Annotated in this window: 4 protein-coding genes and 3 tRNA genes; all 7 read left to right on the top strand. The window is 48.7% G+C overall.

The window, feature by feature from the left end; all coding sequences use genetic code 11:
- The coding region (tolA, locus tag K0335_RS21900; RefSeq protein ID WP_219394135.1) for a cell envelope integrity protein TolA at positions 1-543 on the top strand (543 nt) is incomplete at its 5' end.
- Positions 544-675: 132 nt separating this feature from the next.
- Positions 676-1,968, top strand: coding sequence for a Tol-Pal system beta propeller repeat protein TolB (gene tolB, locus K0335_RS21895; protein ID WP_002431432.1), 1,293 nt, complete (start codon positions 676-678; stop codon positions 1,966-1,968).
- A gap of 34 nt (positions 1,969-2,002) precedes the next feature.
- Positions 2,003-2,524, top strand: coding sequence for a peptidoglycan-associated lipoprotein Pal (pal, locus tag K0335_RS21890; RefSeq protein ID WP_002431433.1), 522 nt, complete (start codon positions 2,003-2,005; stop codon positions 2,522-2,524).
- Positions 2,525-2,533: 9 nt separating this feature from the next.
- The gene (gene cpoB, locus K0335_RS21885; RefSeq protein ID WP_104919382.1) at positions 2,534-3,325 is read left to right on the top strand and encodes a cell division protein CpoB; all 792 of its coding nucleotides are present in this window, start codon (positions 2,534-2,536) and stop codon (positions 3,323-3,325) included.
- Between the two features lie 164 nt (positions 3,326-3,489).
- Positions 3,490-3,565 (top strand) — tRNA-Lys (locus K0335_RS21880).
- A gap of 35 nt (positions 3,566-3,600) precedes the next feature.
- Positions 3,601-3,676: transfer RNA gene (locus K0335_RS21875), tRNA-Val, on the top strand.
- Positions 3,677-3,678: 2 nt separating this feature from the next.
- Positions 3,679-3,754 (top strand) — tRNA-Lys (locus tag K0335_RS21870).
- The last annotated feature ends 106 nt before the right edge of the window (positions 3,755-3,860 follow it).

The following is a 3,860-nucleotide window of genomic DNA, read 5'->3' as shown; positions in this document are numbered from 1 at the left end:
GCTGCAGACAAAGCAGCAGCAGAGAAAAAAGCTGCTGAGAAAGCCGCTGCAGACAAAGCAGCAGCAGAGAAAAAAGCCGCCGAGAAAGCCGCAGCAGAGAAAAAGGCTGCCGAAAAAGCAGCGGCAGACAAAAAGGCTGCCCAGAAAGCAGCAGAGGCTGATGATATTTTTGGTGAGCTAAGTTCTGGTAAGAATGCACCGAAAACGGGCGGTGGGCCGAAAGGAGGCCATGATTCTCCTGCTGGGGTGGGTAATACTAAAAATAATGGCGCATCAGGCGAGGATATCAATAACTATGCCGGGCAAATTAAATCTGCTATTGAAAGCAGGTTTTATGACGCATCTCTTTATGCAGGTAAGACCTGTACATTGCGTATAAAACTGGCCCCGGATGGCATGTTACTGGATATTAAGCCGGAAGGTGGAGATCCTGCGCTTTGTCAGGCTGCGCTTGCTGCAGCTAAACTTGCGAAGATCCCAAAACCACCAAGCCAGGCGGTATATGAAGTGTTCAAAAATGCTCCACTGGACTTTAAGCCGTAATGTTGTTTTTCTCTGGTATAACGAAGAAGAACAAATAGGGCGGGTCGCTGGGTTCTGGTAGTTTTGTGTATTTGAGTTTGTTAAAATTCTGCTAAATTATCGTGGGCATTGTGTCCAGATAAGGGAGATATGATGAAGCAGGCATTACGAGTAGCATTTGGTTTTCTGATGCTGTGGGCAGCGATGCTACACGCAGAAGTTCGTATTGTGATCGACGGCGGGGTTGATTCCGGTCGTCCGATTGGTGTCGTTCCCTTTAAATGGGCAGGCCCTGGTGCTGCACCAGAAGATATCGGTGGTATTGTCAGTGATGACCTGCGCTACAGCGGTAAATTTAATCCGCTTGATCGCGCTCGTCTGCCACAACAACCGGCTTCTGCACAAGAAGTTCAGCCAGCAGCCTGGTCTGCACTGGCTATTGACGCTGTTGTTGTTGGTCAGGTAACACCAAACCCGGACGGTTCCTATAACGTTGCTTATCAGCTGGTTGATACTGGCGGTGCTCCAGGAACTGTTCTGGCGCAAAATTCATTCAAAGTGAATAAGCAGTGGCTGCGTTACGCCGCTCATACTGTCAGTGACGAAGTATTCGAAAAACTGACGGGTATTAAAGGTGCGTTCCGTACTCGTCTTGCTTATGTTGTGCAAACCAATGGCGGCCAGTTCCCTTATGAACTGCGTGTATCCGATTACGACGGCTACAACCCCTTTGTCGTTCACCGTTCACCACAACCGCTGATGTCTCCTGCATGGTCACCAGATGGTTCGAAGCTGGCTTACGTGACTTTTGAAAGTGGTCGCTCTGAGCTGGTTATCCAGACACTGGCGAATGGTGCTATCCGTAAGGTTGCGTCTTTCCCGCGTCATAACGGTGCTCCTGCTTTCTCTCCTGATGGTTCGAAGCTGGCTTTTGCCCTGTCTAAAACCGGCAGTCTGAATCTGTATGTTATGGATCTCGCCTCTGGTCAGATTCGTCAGATAACTGATGGTCGTAGCAACAATACTGAACCAACCTGGTTCCCGGACAGTCAGAATCTGGCATTTACTTCAGACCAGGCTGGTCGTCCGCAAGTGTATAAAGTGAATATTAACGGCGGTGCACCACAGCGTATAACCTGGGAAGGTACACAAAACCAGGATGCTGATGTCAGCAGCGACGGTAAATTTATGGTAATGGTCAGCTCCGATGGCGGTAAGCAACACATTGCCAAACAAGATCTGGTAACGGGAGGCGTACAAGTTCTGTCGTCCACGTTCCTGGATGAAACGCCAAGTCTGGCACCTAACGGCACTATGGTAATCTACAGCTCTTCTCAGGGGATGGGATCCGTGCTGAATTTGGTTTCTACAGATGGGCGTTTCAAAGCGCGTCTTCCGGCAACTGATGGACAGGTCAAATTCCCTGCCTGGTCGCCGTATCTGTGATAATAATTAATTGAATAGTAAAGGAATCATTGAAATGCAACTTAACAAAGTGCTGAAAGGGCTGATGATCGCTCTGCCGGTTATGGCAATTGCGGCATGTTCTTCCAACAAGAACGCCAGCAATGACGGCAGCGAAGGCATGCTGAACGGCGGTGCCGGCACTGACATTAACGGCGGCAACGGCAACATGTCTTCTGAAGAGCAGGCACGTTTGCAAATGCAACAGCTGCAACAGAACAACATCGTATACTTCGATCTGGACAAGTACGACATCCGTTCTGATTTTGCTCAAATGCTGGATGCACACGCAAACTTCCTGCGTAGCAACCCGTCTTACAAAGTCACCGTAGAAGGTCACGCGGACGAACGTGGTACTCCGGAATACAACATCTCCCTGGGTGAACGTCGTGCGAACGCCGTTAAGATGTACCTACAGGGTAAAGGTGTTTCTGCAGACCAGATCTCCATCGTTTCTTACGGTAAAGAAAAACCTGCAGTACTGGGTCATGACGAAGCGGCATACTCCAAAAACCGTCGTGCCGTACTGGTTTACTAAGAGAATTGCATGAGCAGTAACTTCAGACATCACTTGTTGAGTCTGTCGTTACTGGTTGGCATAGCGGCCCCTTGGGCCGCTTTTGCTCAGGCGCCAATCAGTAGTGTCGGCTCAGGCTCGGTCGAAGACCGTGTCACTCAACTTGAGCGTATTTCTAATGCTCATAGCCAGCTTTTAACTCAACTTCAACAACAAATCTCTGATAACCAGTCCGATATTGATTCTTTGCGTGGTCAAATCCAGGAAAGTCAGTATCAGCTAAACCAGGCTATTGAACGTCAAAAGCAGATCATGCTGCAGATGGATAGTTTGAGTAGTGGTGGAACTGCGGCACAATCTGCCAATGGAGATCAGAGCGGAGCGGCAACAGGAGCATCAACTGCACCTGAAACCGGAGCTGCGGCGTCAGGCACACCAGTACAAAGTGGTGACGCTAATACCGATTACAATGCGGCAATAGCACTGGTACAGGATAAATCTCGCCAGGATGATGCAATTGTGGCGTTTCAAAACTTCATCAAGAAATACCCGGATTCCACTTACTTGCCAAATGCGAATTATTGGCTCGGTCAGTTGAATTACAATAAGGGTAAGAAAGATGATGCGGCTTACTATTTTGCTTCAGTAGTGAAAAACTATCCGAAGTCACCAAAAGCTGCAGATGCGATGTTTAAAGTCGGCGTTATCATGCAGGACAAAGGTGACACCGCAAAAGCGAAAGCTGTTTACCAACAGGTTATCAATAAATATCCTGGTAGTGATGGTGCTAAACAAGCACAAAAACGCTTGAACGCGATGTAATGCATAACACACGACCAGAAGTCGCATTATTTCTGGTCGTGTCGTGCGAATCATAAGCAGTTGAGTGATCTACATCGAAATTTTTGTTGCGCTCAAATCTGAAATCAGTAATATATGCCGCCGTTGCCACGGGATATCGAACAAACCGAAAGCAACGAAAAAGTGGGTCGTTAGCTCAGTTGGTAGAGCAGTTGACTTTTAATCAATTGGTCGCAGGTTCGAATCCTGCACGACCCACCACTAACGTAGTTAGTTGTAGTATCCAGCGTAGTATCGGGTGATTAGCTCAGCTGGGAGAGCACCTCCCTTACAAGGAGGGGGTCGGCGGTTCGATCCCGTCATCACCTACCACCGGGTCGTTAGCTCAGTTGGTAGAGCAGTTGACTTTTAATCAATTGGTCGCAGGTTCGAATCCTGCACGACCCACCACTAACGTAGTTAGTTGTAGTATCCAGCGTAGTATCGGGTGATTAGCTCAGCTGGGAGAGCACCTCCCTTACAAGGAGGGGGTCGGCGGTTCGATCCCGTCATCACC

This window comes from Escherichia sp. GZ89 (assembly GCF_019366485.1).
In the GTDB taxonomy this organism is placed as follows: domain Bacteria; phylum Pseudomonadota; class Gammaproteobacteria; order Enterobacterales; family Enterobacteriaceae; genus Escherichia; species Escherichia fergusonii.
Note: the sequence above shows the minus strand (reverse complement) of the source record. Positions and strands in the feature narration are given on the sequence as shown.